This is a genomic window from Streptomyces sp. NPDC042002 (assembly GCF_055588305.1).
Genome location: NZ_JBVJCT010000006.1, coordinates 241,537 through 261,102, shown reverse-complemented (window position 1 = coordinate 261,102; position 19,566 = coordinate 241,537). Strand labels below are relative to the sequence as shown.

20 protein-coding genes and 1 riboswitch are annotated in these 19,566 nt (G+C 71.0%); of the genes, 9 read left to right on the top strand and 11 right to left on the bottom strand.

Going from position 1 to position 19,566, the window contains the following annotated elements; genetic code table 11:
- Nucleotides 1-165: 165 nt before the first annotated feature.
- Nucleotides 166-1,440 carry a tyrosine-type recombinase/integrase gene (locus ACZ6KY_RS12720; RefSeq protein WP_469310322.1) on the top strand — a complete coding sequence of 425 codons (1,275 nt, stop codon included), beginning with the start codon at nt 166-168 and terminating at the stop codon, nt 1,438-1,440.
- Nucleotides 1,441-1,691: 251 nt separating this feature from the next.
- Here the strand turns inward: ACZ6KY_RS12720 and ACZ6KY_RS12715 are convergent, their stop codons facing one another.
- The 3 genes from ACZ6KY_RS12715 to ACZ6KY_RS12705 form a co-directional block, all read right to left on the bottom strand.
- Entirely contained in the window at nt 1,692-1,904 is a 213-nt protein-coding gene (locus tag ACZ6KY_RS12715) for a DUF397 domain-containing protein (protein ID WP_469310321.1), read from the bottom strand.
- Nucleotides 1,901-2,785 (bottom strand): helix-turn-helix domain-containing protein, encoded by an 885-nt coding sequence (locus ACZ6KY_RS12710; protein WP_469310320.1) that lies wholly within the window; start codon nt 2,783-2,785, stop codon nt 1,901-1,903. The genes ACZ6KY_RS12715 and ACZ6KY_RS12710 overlap by 4 nt, the downstream gene beginning before the upstream one ends.
- A gap of 269 nt (nt 2,786-3,054) precedes the next feature.
- Nucleotides 3,055-3,939, bottom strand: coding sequence for a hypothetical protein (locus ACZ6KY_RS12705; protein ID WP_469310319.1), 885 nt, complete (start codon nt 3,937-3,939; stop codon nt 3,055-3,057).
- A 57-nt stretch (nt 3,940-3,996) separates the two neighbouring features.
- A riboswitch (SAM riboswitch) is annotated at nt 3,997-4,107 on the bottom strand.
- 250 nt (nt 4,108-4,357) lie between these two features.
- Between ACZ6KY_RS12705 and ACZ6KY_RS12700 the strand changes: the two genes are divergently transcribed.
- Nucleotides 4,358-4,915: a DUF3293 domain-containing protein gene (locus ACZ6KY_RS12700; protein ID WP_469310318.1), complete on the top strand. Its 558-nt coding sequence runs from the start codon at nt 4,358-4,360 to the stop codon at nt 4,913-4,915.
- Between the two features lie 37 nt (nt 4,916-4,952).
- Nucleotides 4,953-5,162, top strand: coding sequence for a hypothetical protein (locus ACZ6KY_RS12695; protein ID WP_469310317.1), 210 nt, complete (start codon nt 4,953-4,955; stop codon nt 5,160-5,162).
- 138 nt (nt 5,163-5,300) lie between these two features.
- Here ACZ6KY_RS12695 and ACZ6KY_RS12690 read toward each other — a convergent pair whose 3' ends face one another.
- The gene (locus ACZ6KY_RS12690) at nt 5,301-5,750 is read right to left on the bottom strand and encodes a DUF6299 family protein (protein ID WP_469310316.1); all 450 of its coding nucleotides are present in this window, start codon (nt 5,748-5,750) and stop codon (nt 5,301-5,303) included.
- A 252-nt stretch (nt 5,751-6,002) separates the two neighbouring features.
- On the opposite strand from ACZ6KY_RS12690, the gene ACZ6KY_RS12685 reads away from it, so the two are divergent.
- Complete coding sequence (locus ACZ6KY_RS12685; RefSeq protein ID WP_392181343.1) at nt 6,003-6,197, top strand: DUF5999 family protein; 195 nt, start codon at nt 6,003-6,005, stop codon at nt 6,195-6,197.
- A gap of 37 nt (nt 6,198-6,234) precedes the next feature.
- Here ACZ6KY_RS12685 and ACZ6KY_RS12680 read toward each other — a convergent pair whose 3' ends face one another.
- A complete protein-coding gene (locus ACZ6KY_RS12680) occupies nt 6,235-6,633 on the bottom strand; it encodes a RidA family protein (protein ID WP_469310315.1) in 399 nt (132 codons plus the stop codon).
- A gap of 66 nt (nt 6,634-6,699) precedes the next feature.
- Nucleotides 6,700-7,869: an acyl-CoA dehydrogenase family protein gene (locus ACZ6KY_RS12675; RefSeq protein WP_469310314.1), complete on the bottom strand. Its 1,170-nt coding sequence runs from the start codon at nt 7,867-7,869 to the stop codon at nt 6,700-6,702.
- Between the two features lie 126 nt (nt 7,870-7,995).
- On the opposite strand from ACZ6KY_RS12675, the gene ACZ6KY_RS12670 reads away from it, so the two are divergent.
- Both ACZ6KY_RS12670 and ACZ6KY_RS12665 read left to right on the top strand, forming a co-directional pair.
- Complete coding sequence (locus ACZ6KY_RS12670; RefSeq protein ID WP_469310313.1) at nt 7,996-9,708, top strand: AMP-binding protein; 1,713 nt, start codon at nt 7,996-7,998, stop codon at nt 9,706-9,708.
- A 15-nt stretch (nt 9,709-9,723) separates the two neighbouring features.
- The gene (locus ACZ6KY_RS12665; protein ID WP_469310312.1) at nt 9,724-10,566 is read left to right on the top strand and encodes a PaaX family transcriptional regulator; all 843 of its coding nucleotides are present in this window, start codon (nt 9,724-9,726) and stop codon (nt 10,564-10,566) included.
- 142 nt (nt 10,567-10,708) lie between these two features.
- On the opposite strand, the gene ACZ6KY_RS12660 is transcribed toward ACZ6KY_RS12665, so the two are convergent.
- Together ACZ6KY_RS12660 and ACZ6KY_RS12655 are read right to left on the bottom strand one after the other, a co-directional pair.
- Nucleotides 10,709-12,976: a bifunctional salicylyl-CoA 5-hydroxylase/oxidoreductase gene (locus ACZ6KY_RS12660; RefSeq protein ID WP_469310311.1), complete on the bottom strand. Its 2,268-nt coding sequence runs from the start codon at nt 12,974-12,976 to the stop codon at nt 10,709-10,711.
- 142 nt (nt 12,977-13,118) lie between these two features.
- Nucleotides 13,119-13,946, bottom strand: coding sequence for an enoyl-CoA hydratase family protein (locus ACZ6KY_RS12655; RefSeq protein WP_469310310.1), 828 nt, complete (start codon nt 13,944-13,946; stop codon nt 13,119-13,121).
- Nucleotides 13,947-14,434: 488 nt separating this feature from the next.
- Between ACZ6KY_RS12655 and ACZ6KY_RS12650 the strand changes: the two genes are divergently transcribed.
- Nucleotides 14,435-14,890, top strand: a complete 456-nt coding sequence (locus ACZ6KY_RS12650) for an ATP-binding protein (protein ID WP_469310309.1) — start codon at nt 14,435-14,437, stop codon at nt 14,888-14,890.
- Here the strand turns inward: ACZ6KY_RS12650 and ACZ6KY_RS12645 are convergent.
- From ACZ6KY_RS12645 to ACZ6KY_RS12635, 3 genes are all read right to left on the bottom strand, one after another.
- Nucleotides 14,847-15,188, bottom strand: a complete 342-nt coding sequence (locus ACZ6KY_RS12645; RefSeq protein ID WP_469310308.1) for an amino acid permease C-terminal domain-containing protein — start codon at nt 15,186-15,188, stop codon at nt 14,847-14,849. The genes ACZ6KY_RS12650 and ACZ6KY_RS12645 overlap by 44 nt on opposite strands.
- A gap of 77 nt (nt 15,189-15,265) precedes the next feature.
- Complete coding sequence (gene argF / locus ACZ6KY_RS12640; protein WP_469310307.1) at nt 15,266-16,273, bottom strand: ornithine carbamoyltransferase; 1,008 nt, start codon at nt 16,271-16,273, stop codon at nt 15,266-15,268.
- Nucleotides 16,274-16,478: 205 nt separating this feature from the next.
- Nucleotides 16,479-17,702, bottom strand: a complete 1,224-nt coding sequence (locus tag ACZ6KY_RS12635) for an arginine deiminase (protein ID WP_469310306.1) — start codon at nt 17,700-17,702, stop codon at nt 16,479-16,481.
- Between the two features lie 175 nt (nt 17,703-17,877).
- Between ACZ6KY_RS12635 and ACZ6KY_RS12630 the strand changes: the two genes are divergently transcribed.
- Together ACZ6KY_RS12630 and ACZ6KY_RS12625 are read left to right on the top strand one after the other, a co-directional pair.
- Nucleotides 17,878-18,957 (top strand): SPFH domain-containing protein, encoded by a 1,080-nt coding sequence (locus tag ACZ6KY_RS12630; RefSeq protein WP_469310305.1) that lies wholly within the window; start codon nt 17,878-17,880, stop codon nt 18,955-18,957.
- Nucleotides 18,954-19,566, top strand: a 613-nt coding sequence (locus tag ACZ6KY_RS12625) for a hypothetical protein (protein ID WP_469310304.1), incomplete at its 3' end; no start/stop codon positions are given. The genes ACZ6KY_RS12630 and ACZ6KY_RS12625, both read left to right, overlap by 4 nt.

The following is a 19,566-nucleotide window of genomic DNA, read 5'->3' as shown; positions in this document are numbered from 1 at the left end:
GTCACAAAGACCCCAAGAATACGTTTGACATTTTCGGATCGCCTGGATCAACATCCCATTAACTCAGGATGCGATGAGCGGGCACGAGATCTCGCCTCGATGACGACCTTGAGACGGGAACCCACAAGAGACTGCAAGGCCCGCCGAAAAATAGGAGTTGAGTCCATGCCGTACGACCGCTGGCACAAGTCGCGTCCGAAAGCCGGAGAGTCGGCCTGCCGGGAGCACGGCAAGGTTCCGACAGCCGATCACGGAGTCGGCAAGCGGTGGCAGGCCCGTTGGCGCAATCGGGAAGGTGTCCAACAGACAGAGCTGTTCCGCACCGAGGCCGAAGCCCGCAGGCACGAGACCAAGATGCGGTCCGGGGTGGACGACGGTTCATATATCAACCCTCGCGCCGGAGAGGTCAGGGTCGGTGAGCTCGCCCTTACGTGGCTCAAGGGGCACGAACACAAGAATCCACGAACTTACCGACGCCACAAGGAGCGGATTCTCCTGCACGTCGTTCCTACCGCAGTGGGGAAGATGCGCGTAAAGGACGTGAACGCCTCATCTTTGCTGGACTGGCTGCACGACCGTCGCAGGCTGCTCGAAAGTTCCACACTGCGCCTGGTCTTCGACAACCTTCGGGCTGTCTTTGACCTGGCCGTGGACGACAGCCTGATACACAAAAATCCGTGCCTCGCCAAATCGGTGCAGGACGCCAAGCCGAAGCGAGGAGGCGGCGGCCGGGCAGAGCTGACCCTGACATGGGAGGACACCGAGAAGATCCGTGCCGAACTTCCCGAACGCTACAAAGCGCTCGTCGACTGTGGTCGTGGCCTAGGTCTTCGGCAAGGAGAAATATTCGGCCTGTCACCAGAAGATATCGACTGGGCACATCCGGACGGCGCTATGGTCCACGTGCAACGGCAGGTAGTCCACGACGGCTCGTTCCTCGTATACGCCCTCCCCAAGGGCGGAGACGACGAGGACCCGAAGGACCGGTGGGTTGAGCTGACCGACGACGTGGCCATCCCCCTGCGCGAGCACATGCAGAAGTACCCGCCGGTCGAGGTGACCCGACCGTGGGGCAGCAAAGGCGGCGACCCGGTCACGGTGCGGCTGATCTTTTACACCCGGGAGAAGACCGCCATTCAGTCGAATTGGTTCAACTCCTACCGCTGGAAGCCCGCCCTAGCGTCGGCCGGCCTCATCAAGCCCCTTGAATCCGACGCGAAGGGACGACGTTGGGAGAAGTCCCGCGACGTGATGATGCACGCGCTCCGACACCTGTACGCGTCGATGATGATCAGCGGCGGTGTAGACGTGTACACGCTCGCGGACCGACTCGGACACGCCGATCCCGCGTTCACCCTGCGTAAGTACGTGCACCGGGTCGTGGGAGCCGGTTCCAAGGTCCGCATCGCGGTCCGGAGCGCCTACACCCGGGCCGCGTGACTCCTGCACCGTTCGGCTTGTGCAACAACCGTGCAAGACGATCTTCGAGAAGGGTTGTTTGCGCAGGTCAGAAGCCTCGTCCATGAGTTCCGGGACATCTGAATGGCCTTCGCGGGAACGCCGCCGCACCACTTTTCGACCAGGGCGTGTACGGGTCGGAAGGCGGTGCGGCGGCACACGTCCGGGGCGGATCCCTCACCCCGGCCCAAGTCCCGTGCGCTCAAGTGCCGTTCACGAACGCGCCCCGCACCTCAGCCGCCTGCGCGGACCGCGTACCCGACGAACACCGCCCAGGCACCCGCGCCAACAGCCAGCCCGGGGCGGGCGGTGTCCTTGGAGTCCCGGACATGGACTGTGCGACGGTGGGCGGCCGCCTCGAGACACTCGCCGCCTTCTTCACTGCTGTGGCTACTCTTTGTCCAGAGCAGGCGAGAATCGCCCTGGCTGACACCTTCGGCCTTCATAGCTCTCCCAGCAACGTCTCGACGTACGCCATCGACTCATGAGGCGTGAGCGCCTGCGCCCTGAGGCTGCTGTACTTGGTCTCCAGGCTGCGGACAGAGGCCCGTTCGGTGAGCAGCCGGCTCGCGCTCTGCACCTCAACGTAGGCGATCCTCCGTCCATCTCCTGCTTCGATCAAGGTGAAGGGGCCGGCCAGACCCGCATTCTCCTCCCGGTCCAGCGGCATGATCTGCACGTCCACGGTTCGCTTGTGGCCGACGAGGCGCAGCTGCTCCAACTGTCCGCGCAGCACTTGGCGCCCACCGATCGGTCTCTTGAGGACCGACTCGTCGATGACGAAGGTGGCGAGTGGCGTGGGACATCGCGCGAAGAACCCCTGACGAGCCAGCCGCCCCGACACTCGTTCGTCGACGGTCGCGTCATCCAGCGGGGGCCGCATCATGCGAAAGACCGCCCGCGCGTACTTCTCCGTCTGCAACAGACCTGGCACCGCCTGGTTCGCGTACACGTGGAGTTCAACCGCCTCCGCCTCCAAGCGGGCCGCGTCGCGGAAGAACGCCGGGAACTGCGCCCGCGCGACCTCCTCCTTCATCTCCCGCAAGACGCCGCCCGCGTCCAGCAGTTCGTCCGCCACGTCGATGAAGCGAGCAGGCGGCACCCGCCTCCCTTGCTCGAACGCCGCGATCGTGGACGCCGAGTACCCGGTCCCCGCCCCGACCTCAGCGCGCTCCAGAGCGGCCCGCAGCCGGAACCGCTTCAGCTGCCGCCCGAAGACCCGGATGATGCCCGACCCCGGTTCCGGCGGGCCCGGAGCCTCAGTGCCGTGGTCCGAGCCCCCGTCCGCAGCCGCGGTTCCGCCCGACTCCCGTACCGGTTCACTCACTCGCCCGCTCACCTCCGCCCGCCCCTGGTACCGACCAGCGCCAACGCCAGGAAGCGCACGCTCACCACGTCGGTGAACCCCGAAGGTTCACCCGGACAAGTGCGCACCGTCGGTGCGTGCGGATCATGCGTGCGGAAGGCCCGTCCCAGCCGTCGCAAGTGATCAGCAGCATCGGGGCGAGTGGGGAAGGCACCGTCGCCGCAGGGGGATGCGCTGTTGGCAGTGGAGGCGGAAACAAGGTCCCCCGCTGGGCCTCCGGGGCCGGGCCATCAGTAGTCCCAGTTGGCAAGAAGCACGTGGCAACGCGACCAGTCGACGGTCCAGTCGCCCTCAACCGTGAAGCCCGCCTCGCGCACCTGTTCCGTCACCCGATCCACGAGACTCCGCAGCGCTTCCGGAGTGTCACGGACCTGGGTCTCGCCGCCAGGCCCCCAGGCGGGCGCGGAGTACATCACGTGCTGTTCCGACCCGCGCGTCCTGATGACCTTGACGGTGTGGGCGTCCTCGTTCTGAAGGAACACGTAGTAGCTGCCGTCGTCCGGTTCCTCGTCCGAATCGGCACTGGAGGAATCGGAATCGGTTTCGTCTCTTGCGCTCAGGGGCCGTGCGACATCGCTGTGGCAGGACAACCACCAGAGCTGCCACGGCCCGTCCGTGGTCCATCTCTCCCTGTCCGGTCTCGCCTGGGCGACATCGATGAGGGTGATGAGCCCGTGGAGCGAGCGCCGGTCGAAGCCGCCGGGAAGCACGTCACTCAGGTCGTAGATCGAATCCTCCGCCATCCCTTCGGCGAAGTCGTCGACAACCTCCAGGACGCAGTCATCGTTCTCGTCGCCCTCGTCGTCCTGGTTCTCCACCTTCGCGTACTGCCTTTTGCCGGCCTCGTGGCCCCAGCAGAGGCCAGGCATACCGCCATGCGCGCAGGTGCACGTGTCCGTCCCCTCCGCGTCCTCGGTGGTCTCCTCGGGTTCCGCGCCTTCCTCGACTTCCGGAGACCCCGGGTCCGGCTCCTCGCGCCGTTCATCGAAGAGGTCACCGGTCCCCGGCGAACCGAGGCCGTTCGCCTCGGCCGTGTGGAACAGCGTGCAAGCGGCGGCGAGTTCGATGACCTGCACACCCGCGCGGCGAGGCTCGGGCTCGGGGGAAACGGACATGTTCGGGCAGCCTTCCGGAGTCGTAGGACCCCGGTAGCACACTGTCCGCACCCCGGTGATCTGCGGTTTCCCACGCACCGCGCATGGCGATCGGCCGTGTCCCCGGAGCATCCGCGACGGACGGAATGCCGTCCAGCGAGCCGGGACTTGACACTGGAACTCTTGACCGAGCGGGGAAACTGACACCCGTGACGGGCCTTGGCAAGATGATCCGAAACCCCTTGCTCCGGGACCGGAATCGTGACATCTTGCGGCTCGGTCGACCCGGCCGAGTGCGACCGGGGAAGCCACCGGTCGGCCGACTCGCACATCGCGTGAGTGCCCTTCCGGGCGACATCGTGCCCCCATGTCCATGGGGGCAGGCACCGATCTCCCTGCACGGCGTGTAAGGGGGTCCTTCGTTCCACAGGAGGCCCTTGTGCACGCGACCGACGTACCCGGTGCGCCCCAGAACTGGGAGCTCTACCGTCACGCTGTCGTGGACATCCGTTTCCACGACAGGACCGTCCGGGTCGAGCCGCGTTCGCCGGGCACGGCTGAGGGCCCCTTCCCGGAACCGGCCGGCGGCACCGCCCTTCATGTGATCACGGCCTGGAATCCCTTTGGCCGTACCGCCTCCGCCGAGTACAACGCCCGTGCTCACGGCCTGCTGCTCGGCGAGCTCGCCCGGCAGGGGCTCACCTGGTGGCCGGCGGCAGGAGGCGACGCGCGCGGCACGCACGTCGAGGAGAGTGTCGCCGTCGCGGGCATGAGTGACTGCGCGGCACGCGAACTGGGGCGGCGCTTCGGTCAGGACGCGATCTTCACCTGGACTCCCGACGCATGGCGTGTATCGGTGTGCGAGGGCGACACCGCCGCCGTGAGTGGGTGGGCGGCGTTCACCAGCACCGGCCGGACGCCATGGCTTCCCTCGACCGACGACACCGGCAAGGGTTGCCGGGACGCCTCGTTGGACCGTCGCCTCGAAGACCGCTGACGCGCACGAACACCGGCGTACGACAGGAGCGATGACGATGGGCATGTATCCCATGCGGACGCCGGACCGCTGTCCCCACTGCGGCAGGACTCTCGCCGGCCCACCCGCCGAACGGGTCACGGCCGACGGCTTCCCGGCGGAGGTGACCTACGAGACCGACCCCCTGTGCGGCGCGCGCTGGCACGTGTGGGACAAGACGTCTCCACTGCGCCGGCTGGCCCGCCCGTACGTGGACGCCACGGACTGACATCGCGACGCCCGTGGCATCCGAGGGACCGCGCCGGGCACCGGTCGGTGCCGGTCTCCGCCCGGCGCGGGAGGGGCCGCCGACCCGCCCCGTCGGCGGCCCCTCCCGTACCTGCTCAGCGCTGGGCCTCGTACGTGTTCAGCCCCGGACGACGGTGATGTCCTGTTCCCGGATCGCGTGGACCGAGGGCAGGGGGAGGCCGGTGGCGCTGATGTCGAACACCGTGGCCTCGACGTGCGCCGGTCCCGGGACGAGGGTTTTGGGCGCGCTCTCCTCCGAGTTGCTCCAGCGGTGCTCCGCGCCGTCGCAGACCGCCGAGGAGCCGCCGATGGGGTGGCTGGCCCAGGGATCGCCCTGGGACACCGTGGAGGACACGAACACGGGCCCGGCGGCGCCCGTGCAGCGGTAGGTGCCGGAGAGGGTGATGGTGCCGTCGGCGGCGACCGTGCCGGTGTGGTCGACGGTCACCTCGTCGGACGGGGCGGTCCGGGTGGTGTCGTACGGGGCGGACACGGCGACGGCGGACGGGGCGAGGAGCAGGAGCAGCGCGGCACCGGCGGCCGTGCCGACGGCCTGGCGAAATGACATGGAGTACCTCCTGGAGCGGGGGCCTGGAAGGGGCGCTCAACAGGTACCGGTCCGAGGCCCCGAAGGCGGTGATCATCACCCCTTTGGTGGCGAGTTGGCACCGTCCGTCTTGGGGGCGTCCGAGAGTTGTCCTCGTGTTGTCACGCTTCACGACCGGCTGTTCCGGTGAGTTCGCCGCGCGCGCATGGTCTAGGTATGCGAGGGCGACGACAACGCCGCCGACACTCTTCGCATCCCACGTGGAGGTGCACCATGTGCTCACACCGGTCTTCGTGCCCGTCCGTGGACGCCGCCGCCCCGCACATCGTTTCGGCCCACCCCGAGCAGGGCTGGAACCTCCTGTGCAACGGCGCGATCGTCTTCGACGACAGCGGCGAACTGCTCCCCGACGGCAGCGTGATCGCACCACACCGGGTGTTCGCCGGCCAGTTGGCCGTCGCGGCCTGATCTCCGCCCGTTCCGCTCTCTCCGCTACCTCGCGGCCCTACGCCAGCACGGCGAAGCCGTCGAGTTCGACCAGTGCCTGTTCGTCCCACAGGCGCGTGGCGCCGATGACGGCCATCGCGGGGTAGTCGCGGCCCGCCAACCGGCGCCAGATGCGGCCGAGTTCGGGAGCGTGGACGCGGTAGTCGGCGACGTCCGTGGCGTAGACCGTGACCCGGGCGAGGTCCGCCGGTTCGCCGCCCGCCGCCCGCAGCGCGGTCAGCAGATTGACCAGCGCCCGTTCGAACTGGAGGGGCAGGGTCTCCCCCACCACCTTCCCGTCCGCGTCGAGCGCGGTCTGTCCGGCCAGGAAGACGACACGGGAGCCGGTGGCGACGACGGCGTGGGCGAACCCGGTCGGCGGGGAGAGCTCGGGCGGATTGACGCGCTCGGCGGTCATGCGGACCCCGTTCCCTGTGCTCGGCGGACGGTCATGCGGACCCCGTTCCCTGTGTCTGCTCGACGGTCATGCGGACCCCGTTTCCCGTGTCCGCCCGGCCGCTTCCGGGCTCTGTGCGGCAGCCGTCCGGTACAACTCCTTGGCGATGACCGCCCGTTGGACCTCGCTGGCCCCCTCGTAGATACGCGGCGCGCGCACCTCGCGGTAGAGGTGTTCGAGGAGATGGCCGCGGCGCAGGGCGCGGGCGCCGTGCAACTGGACGGCCGCGTCGACGACGTACTGGGCCGTCTCGGTCGCGAGCAGTTTCGCCATCGCCGCCCGCCGGGGAACGTCCGATGCCCCCTCGTCGTACGCCGCCGCGGCCGCGTACACCATCAGGCGGGCCGCCTCGGTGCGCAGCGCCATCTCGGCGACCCGGTGGGCCACGGTCTGCAGGTCCTTCAGCGGGCCGCCGAACGCCTCGCGTCGTGCCGTGTGCGCGAGGGTCGCGTCCAGCGCGGCCTGCGCCATGCCGACGGCGAAGGCGCCCACGCTCGGCCGGAACAGGTTGAGGGTGTTCATGGCGACCCGGAAGCCATGGCCGGGTTCGCCGAGGACGTCGTCCGCCGTGACGGGTACGGCGTCGAAGGCGAGGGCGCCGATGGGGTGCGGGGAGAGCATGTCGAGCGGGGTGCCGGTGAGGCCGGGGCGGTCGGCGGGGACGAGGAAGGCGGTGACTCCGCGGGCTCCGGCGTCGGGCGCGGTCCGCGCGAAGACGGTGTAGAAGTCGGCCTCGGGGGCGTTGGAGATCCAGCACTTCTCGCCGGTGAGCCGCCAGCCGCCGGTGCCGTCCGCGTCCGCCCGGAGCGCCAGCGCGGCGGCGTCCGAGCCCGCGCCGGGCTCGCTCAGCGCGAAGGCCGCCACGGCGCCGCCGTCCGCGACCCTGGGCAGCCAGCGCTCGCGCTGGGCCGCGGTGCCGTACGCGTGCACCGGATGGGCGCCGAGCCCCTGGAGGGCCAGTGCCGTCTCGGCCTCGGTGCAGACCTGGGCCAGGGACTCGCGCATCAGGCAGAGGTCGAGAGCGCCGGAGGTGAACAGGCGGGAGAGCAGGCCGAGTCGGCCGAGTTCGGCGACGAGCGGGCGGTTGACGTGGCCCGCCTCGCCCTTGTCGGCCAGTGGGCGCAGGTGTTCAGCCGCCAGGGTGCGCAGCTCGGCACACCAGGCGATCTGCCCCGGATCAAGCGAGAATGCGGTCATTGCCCGTCCCCTCTCCCCGTCGGACGCCACCCACGTTATCGCGAACCGTTGACTGTCGTCACCAACACGATACGCTCCTTGTGCGAGCCCACCACGACGCCCACCAAGGCAAGGGGGCGAACCTCCATGGACCCTGTGGATCCCGCGGATCAAGCGGATCCCGCGGACACCTTGGGGCCGGCACCCTCGGCCCACGTCGACACCTTCGCGCGCGACCATCTCCCGCCCCCCGAGCAGTGGCCCGAACTCCGCTTCGACCTGCCCGGACTGCGCTACCCCGTCCGGCTGAACTGCGCCGCCGAACTCCTCGCGGACACCGACCCCGAACGCCCGGTGTTCCGCACGCCGTCCGGCGCGCCGTGGACCTACGGACAGCTGCGGGCCCGCGTCGACCGGATCGCCCACGTGCTGACCGGCGAGCTGGGCGTCGTCCCGGGCAACCGGGTGCTGCTGCGCGGCCCGACCACCCCGTGGCTGGCGGCCTGCTGGCTCGCGGTGCTGAAGGCGGGCGCGGTCGCCGTCACGGTCCTCGCGCAGCAGCGGCCGCACGAGCTGAGCACGATGTGCGGGATCGCGCGGGTGACCCACGCCCTGTGCGACATCCGCTCGGTCGACGACCTGGCCAAGGCGGAGATCCCCGGACTGCGGGTCACGACGTACGGCGGTGACGCGCCCGACGATCTGCTGCTGCGGATCACCGGCGCCCCCGACGAGCCCTTCGACGCGGTGGACACGGCCGCCGACGACGTGGCGCTGATCGCGTTCACCTCGGGCACCACCGGACGGCCCAAGGGCTGCATGCACTTCCACCGCGATGTGCTGGCGATAGCGGACACCTTCTCGAAGCAGGTGTTGCAGCCACATGAGGACGATGTCTTCGCGGGCAGTCCTCCCCTGGGATTCACCTTCGGGCTCGGCGGTCTCGTCGTCTTCCCCCTGCGTGCCGGCGCCTGCTCCCTGTTGCTCGAACAGGCGGGCCCCAAGCAGTTGCTGCCCGCGATCGCCGAGCACCGGGTCTCCGTGCTGTTCACCGCGCCGACCGCCTACCGGGCGATGCTGGCGGAACTGACCGAGCCCGCCGAGTACGACATCGGGTCGCTGCGGCGCTGTGTGTCCGCGGGCGAGAACCTGCCCGCGGCGACCTGGCGGGACTGGCACGGGCGCACCGGGCTCGGCATCATCAACGGCATCGGCGCCACCGAGCTGCTGCACATCTTCATCTCCGCCGCCGACGGAGACATCCGCCCCGGCACGACCGGCGTGCCCGTACCGGGGTGGCACGCGCGCGTGGTCGACGCCGACGGGACCGAGGTGCCGGACGGCGAACCCGGTCTGCTCGCCGTCCGCGGCCCGGTCGGCTGCCGGTATCTCGCCGATCCCCGGCAGCGGGAGTACGTGCGTGAAGGCTGGAACATCACCGGCGACACCTACGTACGCGACCCCGACGGCTACTTCCGCTATGTGGCCCGCGCCGACGACATGATCATCTCGGCGGGGTACAACATCGCGGGCCCCGAGGTCGAGGACGCGCTGACGCGGCACCCGGACGTTCTCGAGACGGCCGTCGTCGGGCGGCCCGACGAGGCGCGCGGGCAGATCGTGGTGGCCTACACGGTGCTCAAGGAGGGCGCCCGCCGGGACGCCGACGCGCTGCGCGCCTTCCTCAAGTCCGAGCTGGCACCGTACAAATGCCCCCGCGAGATCGTCTTCCTGGACGCGCTGCCACGGACCGCCACGGGCAAACTCCAGCGGTTCAGGCTGCGGGAGGAGACTGGCGCTGACGTACTGTCACCTCCCGTACCCGCGGCCGACTTGTCCACAGGCGGCGATCCCAAGTGATCTTCGCGCACTAGAGTGATCAACGTGTCAGAGCAACACGCCCCCCGTTCCCTCATCGTCACCTTCTACGGCGCGTACGGCCGGTTCGCGCCCGGCCCGGTGCCGGTGGCCGAGTTGATCCGGCTCCTCGCCGCGGTCGACGTGGACGCGCCCTCGGTGCGGTCGTCGGTGTCCCGGCTCAAGCGCCGCGGGCTCCTGGAGCCGGCGCGCACCGCGGCGGGCGCCGCCGGATACGCGTTGTCGCCGGACGCGCGGCAGTTGCTCGACGACGGCGACCGCCGGGTGTACGCGTCGGCGCCTCCCGAGGACGACGGCTGGGTGCTCGCCGTCTTCTCCGTGCCCGAGTCGGAGCGGCAGAAGCGGCACGTCCTGCGCTCGCGGCTCGCGGGCCTCGGCTTCGGCACGGCCGCCCCCGGGGTGTGGCTCGCCCCGGCGCGGCTGTACGAGGAGACCCGGCACACGCTGGAGCGGCTGCGCCTCGATCCGTACGTGGAACTGTTCCGCGGCGAGCATCTGGGGTACGCGGCGACGGCCGACGCGGTGGCGCGCTGGTGGGATCTGACGGCGATCGCCAAGGAGCACGAGGCGTTCCTCGGCCGGCACGCGCGTGTGCTGCGCACCTGGGAGGGCCGCGCCGACACCCCGCCCGAAGATGCCTACCGCGACTATCTGCTCGCCCTCGACTCCTGGCGCCATCTCCCTTACACCGACCCGGGGTTGCCCGCCGCGCTGCTCCCCGAGGACTGGCCGGGCGCCCGCTCGGCCACCGTCTTCCGGGCACTGCACGAGCGACTGCGGGACGCGGGAGCCGAGTTCGCCGGGGTGCCCCCGTGGTCCGGGTACCCCGACTCCATGTGACCTCCGCCGCGGGATGTCTCGCGCGGCGGCTTGATCACCGTCGGACCGGACGCGCCCGCGCTCACGCGGGACGTCCGGGGGGGTGCAGGACGCCCTCGCCCGGGAGTGCGGGACGCGCCTCTCCTGACCGCCGGGCCGGTCCTCAAGTCTCCAGGGTGAGGCGGGGCTTGGGGGCGTCGGTGCGGCCGGTCCGCGGGGGGCGGCTGCCCGCGCGGTAGGGCGTCGGCCAGCCCACGCCCGGCCCCTCGTAGCCCTGTTCGGCCGCCGCGTGCAGTGTCCAGTTGGGGTCGTACAGGTGCGGCCTGGCGAGTGCGCACAGGTCGGTACGGCCCGCCAGGATCAGGGAGTTGACGTCGTCCCAGGAGGAGATCGCGCCGACGGCGATCACCGGGAGCCCGGTCTCGTGCCGGATCCGGTCGGCGTACGGCGTCTGGTAGGAGCGGCCGTACTCGGGGCGCTCGTCCGCCACGACCTGGCCGGTCGACACGTCGACGGCGTCGGCGCCGTGCGCGGCGAAGGCCCGTGCGATCGTCACCGCGTCGTCCCCGGTGGTGCCGCCCTCGGCCCAGTCGGTGGCGGAGATACGCACGGTCATCGGCCGTTCCGCCGGCCACACCGCCCGTACCGCGTCGAACACTTCGAGCGGGAAGCGCAGCCGCTTCTCCAGCGATCCGCCGTACGCGTCGGTGCGCAGGTTGGTCAGTGGCGAGAGGAAGCCGGAGAGCAAGTAGCCGTGCGCGCAGTGCAGTTCGAGGAGGTCGAAGCCGCAGCGGGCGGCGCGGCAGGCGGCCGCGGTGAACTGCTCGCGCAGATCGGTGAGCTGGGCGCGCGACAGCTCGCGGGGTGTCTGGCTTTCCGGCTTGTACGGGAGGGGGGAGGCGGCCACGAGTGGCCAGTTGCCGTCCGGCAGGGGTTCGTCGATGCCCTCCCACATCAGCCGTGTCGAGCCCTTGCGGCCGGCGTGGCCGAGCTGGAGGCCGATCGCGGTGCCCGGCGCCTGCCGGTGCGTGAAGTCGACGATCCGCCGCCAGGAGTCGGCCTGTCGGCCGGTGTAGATCCCCGCGCAGCCGGGCGTGATGCGGCCCTCCGCGCTGACGCACACCATCTCGGTCATCACCAGTCCGGCGCCGCCGAGAGCCCGTGCGCCCAGGTGGACGAGATGGAAGTCGCCGGGGATGCCGTCCACGGCCGAGTACATGTCCATCGGTGAGACGACGACCCGGTTGCGCAGGGTCAGACCGCGCAGCCGCAGCGGGGTGAACATCGGCGGGGTGCCGGGCGGGCAGCGCAGCTCCCGCTCGACCGCGGCCACGAAGTGCGGATCGCGCAGCCGCAGGTTGTCGTGGGTGACCCGGCGGCTGCGGGTGAGGAGGTTGAACGCGAACTGCCGGGTGGGCTGGCCGAGATAGCGGCCGACGTCCTCGAACCATTCCAGGCTGGCGCGGGCGGCCCGCTGGGTCGAGGCGACGACCGGGCGCCGCTCCTCCTCGTACGCGGCCAACGCCTCGTCCAGCGAAGGCCGTTCCTCCAGACAGGCGGCCAGCGCGAGGGCGTCCTCGACGGCGAGCTTGGTGCCGGAGCCGATGGAGAAGTGGGCGGTGTGGGCCGCGTCGCCGAGCAGGACCAGATTCCCGTGCGACCAGCGGTCGTTGACGATCGTCCGGAAGGTCGTCCAGGCCGACTTGTTGGCGTGCAGCGGGCGTCCGCCGAGCGCGTCCGCGAAGATCTTGCCGCATCGCTCGACGGACTCCTCCTCGTCGAGGTCCGCGAACCCCGAGGCCCGCCAGACCTCTTCGCGCATCTCGACGATGACGGTGGAGGCGTCCGCCGAATACGGGTAGCCGTGCAGTTGCATCACGCCGTGTTCGGTCTCGGCGATCTCGAAGCGGAAGGCGTCGAAGGCGAAGTCGGCGGCGAGCCAGATGTAGCGGCAGCGGTGCTCCTCGACGGACGGCCGGAACACCTCCGCGTGGGCCGCGCGGATGAGGCTGTGCACTCCGTCGGCGGCGACGACGAGGTCGTAGGCCGCCATCAGTTCGTCCACCGGCGGGGCCTCGGCCGTGAAGCGCAGGTCGACGCCCAGGGAGCGGCAGCGTTCGTGCAGGATCTCCAGGAGCCGGCGCCGCCCGAGCGCGGCGAAGCCGTGGCCGCCGGAGGTGTGGCGCACTCCGCGGTGCACGATGTCGATGTCGTCCCAGCGGACGAACTCGGCCTGGAGCGCCGCGTACACGACGGGGTCGGCGTGCTCGATGCCGCCGAGGGTCTCGTCGGACAGGACGACGCCGAAGCCGAAGGTGTCGTCGGGCGCGTTGCGTTCCCAGACGGTGATCTCGCGGGCCGGGCCGAGGCGTTTGAGGAGGGCCGCGGCGTAGAGTCCACCGGGTCCCCCGCCGATCACCGCGACACGCATCGCACCGCCGGCCACTCGCCTCCCGCGCCCTGCGCCCGCCCGCCCTTCTCCCCCGGTCCCGGCAGGGCCCTCACGCTCGGCCTCGACCCGTTCCTCGCGGTCATCGTGGCTCTCCCGGCCCGCGTCCGCACGCATCCCGGGTTCACCTCCCCCGCCACTTCGGGGCCCGCTTCTCCGTGAAGGCCGCGTGGAACTCCGCGTAGTCCTCGCCGTTCATCAGCAGGGCCTGGGTCGCGGCGTCCAGTTCGACGGAGGCGGCGAGCGGCATGTCCAGCTCGGCGGTGAGCAGCGCCTTGGTCTGGGCGTACGCCAGGGCCGGACCGTCGGCGAGGCGGCGGGCCAGCGCCTGCGCGCCCTCGTCGGCGTGCCCCTCGTCGGTGAGTTCGCTGATCAGGCCGATGCGCTCGGCCTCGGGCGCCCGCACCGGTTCGCCGAGCATCAGCAGCCGGGTCGCGTGGCCGAGCCCGACCACCCGGGGCAGCAGATAGGCCGCGCCCATGTCGCCGCCGGACAGCCCGACGCGGGTGAAGAGGAAGGCGAAGCGGGCGCTCGGGTCGGCCACCCGGAAGTCGGCGGCCAGCGCCAGCACGGCTCCGGCGCCCGCCGCCACCCCGTGGACGGCCGCGATCACCGGGAACGGGCATTCCCGTACGGCCCGGACGACCTGCCCGGTCATCCGGTTGAAGTCGAGGAGCTGGGCGGTGTCCATGGACAGGGTCGCGCCGATGATCTCGTCGACATCGCCGCCGGAGCAGAATCCGCGGCCCTCCCCGGCGAGCACCAGGGCGCGGACGGACCGCTCGCGGGACAGCTCGGCGAGCAGGTCGCGCAGGTCGGCGTAGGCGCCGAAGGTGAGCGCGTTGAGTTTCTCGGGGCGGGCCAGGGTGACCGTGGCGACGCCGTCGGTGAGCTCGTACCGCAGATGCTCCCAGTCGGGGGTGCGGGCGGCGGAGCCGGTGAAGGGACTCATGGCGGGCGGCCTCCTCGGGCGGGGGCGACGCGATGCGACTGTTCAACCAAGTTATCACTCATCTGTGACTGTCGTCACGAGTGCGCGATAGGGCAGTGGGCGGTGTCCGGGAATCGACGGTCGCACCGCCTCCTGGGGCCGCTCGACGTGACACGGCGTGCTGTTACATGACGTGACGTGATGACTGCGAGTCGTGAAGCGACAACCGCGTCTCGCGAGAGGGCGTCCGCAGGTCGTGAAGGCGGGGCCGCGAGGTGACCGTGATCCGTCATCGCGTCACGGATCGTCGATAGCCGTGTAACGGCGGGAGCGGACGCGGGAGGGGGACCGTTCGTCCGGGTAGACAGCACCGTATCGGACCGAACGTCCCGAAAGGAGACCCCGATACCCAAGGGACACACCGGCCGATGTCCCGCGAAAGCCCACCGAGCGCGTTCGCCCGGTGGAGTCGTACCATTCCTTAGGTTGTCAGCAGGACTGCCTGCTCCATGAACGGACCCGCATTGCACGACACCCCGTCACCCGCCTCTTGGCGCATCGCGCTGCCGCACACCGTCGCGGCCGTGCCCGTCGCCCGCGCCCTGGTCCGCACGGCCCTCGCCGAGCGGGAGCACGCGGCCGACAGCGACACCGCCGAACTGCTCACCGCGGAGCTGGTCGCGAACGCCGTCGAGCACACCGCGGGAGACGGGCCGATAGAGCTGGTCGTGGAGCTGATGCCGACCGGCTGCCGGGTCGAGGTGCACGACCCGGACCCGGTGCCGCCGCTCGACCTCACGCTCCCCCACCCGCCCGGCGAGCCCGACCCCTGGCAGGAGCACGGGCGCGGTCTGCTGCTGCTCCGCGCCCTCAGCTCGGCCTGCGGGCACCGCCCCACCGACTCCGGCAAGGCGGTCTGGTTCAGACTGCCCGTGGTTCCCGCTCAGCGGCGTCCGCTGCTGTAGCGGCCTCGGCTCCGGCTCCGGCGCGGGTGCCGGTCCGGGCCGGCCGGGAATCGCGGCGCCCGTAGAGGACGTACACGAGGAATCCGGCCGCGAGGAAGGCGGCGAACCGGATCCAGGTCGTCCAGCCGGTCTCGTACATCAGATCGAGGCGGAAGCCGACGCCGAGCAGCGGCACCACGGGGTGGAGCGGTACCCGGAAGGTGCGGGAGAGGCCCGGCTCGCGGCGGCGCGGCGCGATCACCGCGATGTTGACGGTGGCCATCTCGACGAGCGTGCCGATGGCGCGGAGGCCGACCACGGAGCCGAGAGTTCGGGGGGCGCGTGGCGGGCCCGGTAAGGGGTGGTCCCGGGGCCGCCGGACGTCGTACGGAGAGATCAGGCCAGCGTGGCGACGAGGATCGCCTTGATCGTGTGCAGCCGGTTCTCGGCCTGGTCGAAGACGACGGAGTGCGCCGACTCGAAGACCTCGTCGGTGACCTCCAGCGAGTCGAGTCCGTGCACCTCGTGGAGCCCGCGGCCGACCTCGGTGCCGAGGTCGTGGAAGGCCGGCAGGCAGTGCAGGAACTTGACGTCCGGGTTCCCGGTGGCGCGCAGCACGTCCATGGTCACGGCGTACGGGACGAGGGCACCGATGCGCTCGGCCCACACCTCCTTGGGTTCCCCCATGGAGACCCAGACGTCGGTGGCCACGAAGTCGGCGCCCCGCACGCCCTCGCCGATGTGCTCGGTGAGGGTGACGCGGCCGCCGTTCTTCTCGGCGAGTTCGCGGGCCCGCTCGACGATCTCGTCGGCCGGCCAGTAGGCCTGCGGAGCGACTATCCGCACGTCCATGCCGAGCAGGGCGCCGGTGATCAGGTACGAGTTGCCCATGTTGAAACGGGCGTCACCCAGATAGGCGAAGACGATCTCGCCGATCGGCTTGGCGCAGTGCTCGGTCATCGTGAGGACGTCGGCCAGCATCTGGGTCGGGTGCCATTCGTCGGTGAGGCCGTTGTAGACCGGCACTCCGGCGTAGGCGGCCAGTTCCTCGACGGCGGCCTGGCTGTCACCGCGGTACTCGATGGCGTCGAACATGCGGCCGAGCACGCGGGCGGTGTCCTTCACCGACTCCTTGTGGCCGATCTGCGAGCCGGTCGGGTCCAGATACGTCGTCGAGGCGCCCTGGTCGGCGGCCGCGACCTCGAAGGCGCAGCGCGTACGGGTCGAGGTCTTCTCGAAGATCAGCGCGATGTTCCTGCCCCGCAGATACCGGGTCTCGGCCCCGGCCCTCTTGGCCGCCTTGAGCCCGGCGGCCAGCTCGACCAGACCGCGGAACTCGTCCTCCGTGAAGTCGAGCTCCTTGAGGAAGTGGCGGCCGGCGAGGGCGGTCGGAACTGTCGCCATGGGGGCGCTCCAGGGATGACGAGGGGCGAGGACGGGGACGGACGCTTGGAATTCTATACGACGCCCAGCATTTATATGCGGCCCCTCGTTCGACTCCGTTCGACGGCCCCATGGATCCCGCCCGCTCACGGCCCCGCGTGAAGCCCGTGAGGCTCGTACGCCACTCCGGCTCGGGGTGGCCGCGCGCAGGGCCCGGCGCGCGGCCCTATACGGGGTCCCGTTCGACGGGGCAGCTCATACAGCGCGGGCCGCCCCTTCCCCGGCCCAGCTCGCTGCCCGGGATCTCGATCACCTCGATGCCCTGCTTGCGCAGATGCGTGTTGGTCGTGGAGTTCCGCTCGTAGGCGATGACGACGCCCGGTTCGACGGCGAGGACGTTGCAGCCGTCGTCCCACTGCTCCCGCTCGGCCGCGTGCACGTCCTGCGTGGCGGTCAGGACGCGGATCTCGTTGAGGCCGAGCGCCGCCGCGATGGCGCGGTGCATGTGCTCCGGCGGATGGTCGGTGACCTTCAGCTCCTTGTCCCCGACGCCCGGTTCGATGGTGTACGAGCGGAGCATGCCGAGCCCGGCGTACTGGGTGAAGATGTCGCCGTCGACCATCGTCATCACGGTGTCGAGGTGCATCAGTGCCCGCCGCTTGGGCATGTCGAGCGCCACGATGGTGCGGGCCGAGCCCGCCGCGAACAGCTTGTGCGCGAGCATCTCGACGGCCTGGGGCGTCGTCCGCTCGCTCATGCCGATGAGCACCGCGCCGTTGCCGATCACGAGCACGTCGCCGCCCTCGATGGTGGACGGGTAGTCCGCCTGCCCCTCCGACCAGAGGTTGAAGCCCTCCTCGCGGAAGAGCGGGTGATGCCGGTAGATCGCCTCGAAGTGCACGGTCTCGCGCTGCCGGGCCGGCCAGCGCATGGCGTTGATGGAGACCCCGTCGTAGATCCACGCGGAGGTGTCACGCGTGAAGAGATGGTTGGGCAGCGGGCGCAGGAGGAAGTCGTCGAGGTCCATGACGTGGAAGCGCACGGAGGTGGGCTCCGCGTGCGCGTCCAGGAACTCGCGCTTGGTCATGCCTCCGACCAGGACGGACGCCAGCTCCGGGGCGGGCAGGGTCTCGAAGGCGGCCCGGAGATGGTCGGTGGCGAGCGGCCCGTACTCCTTCTCGTCGAAGACCCGGTCCAGGACGAGCGCTCTGGCCGCCCCGATCGCCACGGTCTCGGCGAGCAGGTCGCCGAAGAGGTGGACGGTGACCCCGCGGTCGCGCAGCACGTCGGCGAACCCGTCGTGTTCCGCGCGCGCCCGGCGCACCCACAGCACGTCGTCGAAGAGGAGCGCGTCCTTGTTGCTGGGGGTGAGCCTTTTGAGCTCGAGATCGGGCCGGTGCAGGATGACGCGGCGCAGCCGCCCGGCCTCGGAGTCGACGTGGAATCCCATGTATCCATCCTGACCATCCGGACGCGTGTTCACCCACGGATCGCCCGAGCCGCACCTCATTCATTTCGTCCCCTTGACGATAAGCAGGTTCCCCATTATCGTCTCACTGACGACAACAAACGGCAGCATGTGTGCCGGGGAACCGCCGGGACCGCCCGGCGCCGAGGGGGTACTCATGGCCGACATCACGCGACGCCTTGGCTGGCGCCATCTGCGCGGGGCGCCCACCGCCCATGTCCGGCACCACATGTCGGGGCGCCTGGTCCACGACGGCCCCGGACTCAGCTTCTGGTACCGCTCGCTGACCGCGGCGCTCTCCGAAGTCCCGGTGGACGACCGCGAGTTGGCGATGACCTTCCACGCCCGTACGTCCGACTTCCAGGACGTCGCGGTGCAGGCGACCGTCACCTACCGGATCAGCGACCCCGCGGTCGCGGCCTCCCGCATCGACTTCTCGATAGACCCCGACTCCGGCGCCTGGCGCGGCACCCCGCTGGAGCAGCTGGGATCACTGCTCACCGAGACGGCCCAGCAGCACGCGCTCGACGTACTGGCCCGTACGTCACTGGCGTCCGCCCTGGTGGACGGCGTCGCGGCGGTACGGGAGCGGATCGCGGACGGCCTCGCCGCCGAACCCCGGCTGCCGGCGACCGGCATCGAGGTGGTCGCGGTGCGGGTCGTCGCGCTGCGCCCGGAGCCCGAGGTGGAACGGGCCCTGCGCACCCCCGCCCGCGAGCAGATCCAGCAGGACGCGGACAAGGCGACGTACGAACGCCGGGCGGTCGCCGTCGAGCGGGAGCGCGCCATCGCCGAGAACGAACTCGCCAGCCAGATCGAACTCGCGCGGCGCGAGGAGCAGTTGGTCGACCAGCGCGGTACGAACGCGCGCCGCGAGGCCGAGGAGCTCGCGGCGGCGGACGCGGTGCGCGCCGGGGCGGAGGCGGACCGCACGGTCCGGCTGGCGGAGGCCGAGGCCACCCGGTCGCTGCGGCTCGCCGAGGCGGAGGCCACCCGGAAGGTGCGGCTCGCCGGGGCCGAGGCGCAGGCGGCGCGCGAGGTCGGCGCGGCGCGGGCCGAGGCGCAGGCGGCCTGGCTGCGGGTCCACGGCGACGCCGACGTCGCCACGCTGCACGCGCTGACCGGCACCCGGCTCGCGGAGAACCTGCCGCGGATCGAGAACCTCACCGTCTCGCCCGACGTCCTCACCGGGCTGCTCGCCAAGCTGGGCAACGGGGCCGCCGGGGACCCGGCGTGAGTCTCGCGCCCCGGGTCGTCCTCGTCCATCGGACCACCGAGTACGAGGAGTTGACGGCTCGTCACGGCACGCACGGGCAGGCGGCGTTCTTCCTGTCCTCGCGCGGCCGGGACATCGCGGAGGTGGCCGAACGGCACCGGCGGTCCCGCGAGGCGCTGGCCGCGGTGGTGTCGGCCATTCCGCTGACCTGGCGTCAGGCCCGGCTGGAGCGGGCCGACTTGGACCGCTTCCTGTTCGCGCCGGAGGACGTGGTGGTCGTGGTCGGACAGGACGGGCTGGTCGCGAACGTCGCCAAGTACCTGGCGGGTCAGCCGGTGGTGGGGATCGACGCCGACCCCGGGCGCAATCCGGGTGTGCTGGTGCGGCACCGGCCCCGGGACGCGGGCGCGCTGCTCGCCTCGGCGCACGGGGGCAGCGCCGATGAGCTGACCATGGTCGAGGCGGTCGCGGACGACACCCAGCGGCTGGTCGCCCTCAACGAGATCTATCTGGGGGCCGCGGGCCATCAGACGGCCCGGTACCGGGGGGGGGGGGGGGGGGGGGGGGGGGGGGGGGGGGGGGCAGGCGCCCCCCGGGGGGGGGGGGGGGGGGGGGAAGGGGGACACAGGT

Excerpts from the sequence above, each read along its gene's own strand:
- ACZ6KY_RS12720 (WP_469310322.1), top strand. The coding sequence starts at position 166 with ATGCCGTACGACCGCTGGCACAAGTCGCGTCCGAAAGCCGGAGAGTCG.
- ACZ6KY_RS12680 (WP_469310315.1), bottom strand. The coding sequence starts at position 6,633 with ATGACCGCCGAGCGCGTCAATCCGCCCGAGCTCTCCCCGCCGACCGGG.
- ACZ6KY_RS12660 (WP_469310311.1), bottom strand. The coding sequence starts at position 12,976 with ATGCGTGTCGCGGTGATCGGCGGGGGACCCGGTGGACTCTACGCCGCG.
- ACZ6KY_RS12715 (WP_469310321.1), bottom strand. The coding sequence starts at position 1,904 with ATGAAGGCCGAAGGTGTCAGCCAGGGCGATTCTCGCCTGCTCTGGACA.
- ACZ6KY_RS12630 (WP_469310305.1), top strand. The coding sequence starts at position 17,878 with ATGGCCGACATCACGCGACGCCTTGGCTGGCGCCATCTGCGCGGGGCG.
- ACZ6KY_RS12650 (WP_469310309.1), top strand. The coding sequence starts at position 14,435 with ATGAACGGACCCGCATTGCACGACACCCCGTCACCCGCCTCTTGGCGC.
- ACZ6KY_RS12705 (WP_469310319.1), bottom strand. The coding sequence starts at position 3,939 with ATGTCCGTTTCCCCCGAGCCCGAGCCTCGCCGCGCGGGTGTGCAGGTC.
- ACZ6KY_RS12655 (WP_469310310.1), bottom strand. The coding sequence starts at position 13,946 with ATGAGTCCCTTCACCGGCTCCGCCGCCCGCACCCCCGACTGGGAGCAT.
- ACZ6KY_RS12670 (WP_469310313.1), top strand. The coding sequence starts at position 7,996 with ATGGACCCTGTGGATCCCGCGGATCAAGCGGATCCCGCGGACACCTTG.
- ACZ6KY_RS12635 (WP_469310306.1), bottom strand. The coding sequence starts at position 17,702 with ATGGGATTCCACGTCGACTCCGAGGCCGGGCGGCTGCGCCGCGTCATC.
- ACZ6KY_RS12690 (WP_469310316.1), bottom strand. The coding sequence starts at position 5,750 with ATGTCATTTCGCCAGGCCGTCGGCACGGCCGCCGGTGCCGCGCTGCTC.
- argF (WP_469310307.1), bottom strand. The coding sequence starts at position 16,273 with ATGGCGACAGTTCCGACCGCCCTCGCCGGCCGCCACTTCCTCAAGGAG.
- ACZ6KY_RS12675 (WP_469310314.1), bottom strand. The coding sequence starts at position 7,869 with ATGACCGCATTCTCGCTTGATCCGGGGCAGATCGCCTGGTGTGCCGAG.
- ACZ6KY_RS12695 (WP_469310317.1), top strand. The coding sequence starts at position 4,953 with ATGGGCATGTATCCCATGCGGACGCCGGACCGCTGTCCCCACTGCGGC.
- ACZ6KY_RS12685 (WP_392181343.1), top strand. The coding sequence starts at position 6,003 with ATGTGCTCACACCGGTCTTCGTGCCCGTCCGTGGACGCCGCCGCCCCG.